3 tRNA genes are annotated in these 345 nt (G+C 53.0%); all 3 read left to right on the top strand.

Going from position 1 to position 345, the window contains the following annotated elements:
* The first annotated feature begins 83 nt into the window (after positions 1 to 83).
* The 3 genes from ACZ267_RS12840 (at position 84) to ACZ267_RS12830 (ending at position 343) form a co-directional block, all read left to right on the top strand.
* Positions 84 to 160, top strand: a tRNA-Arg gene (locus ACZ267_RS12840).
* A gap of 23 nt (positions 161 to 183) precedes the next feature.
* Positions 184 to 257 (top strand) — tRNA-Pro (locus tag ACZ267_RS12835).
* Positions 258 to 270: 13 nt separating this feature from the next.
* Positions 271 to 343: transfer RNA gene (locus ACZ267_RS12830), tRNA-Ala, on the top strand.
* Positions 344 to 345: the final 2 nt, after the last annotated feature.

The raw sequence follows: 345 nt of genomic DNA, 5'->3' as shown, positions 1-345 counted from the left end.
TGGCAGACGCACAGGACTTAAAATCCTGCGGTGAGAGATCACCGTACCGGTTCGATTCCGGTCCTCGGCACCATCTTTAATAAGCGCCCGTAGCTCAACTGGATAGAGCGTTTGACTACGGATCAAGAGGTTATGGGTTCGACTCCTATCGGGCGCGCCATTTTTAAAGAATATAACTACATACGGGAAGTAGCTCAGCTTGGTAGAGCACTTGGTTTGGGACCAAGGGGTCGCAGGTTCGAATCCTGTCTTCCCGACTTCTTAATAAATGGGGGCTTAGCTCAGCTGGGAGAGCGCCTGCTTTGCACGCAGGAGGTCAGCGGTTCGATCCCGCTAGTCTCCACC

The organism is Staphylococcus sp. AC872, from assembly GCF_979255425.1.
This window is presented reverse-complemented; position numbering and strand designations above follow the sequence as displayed.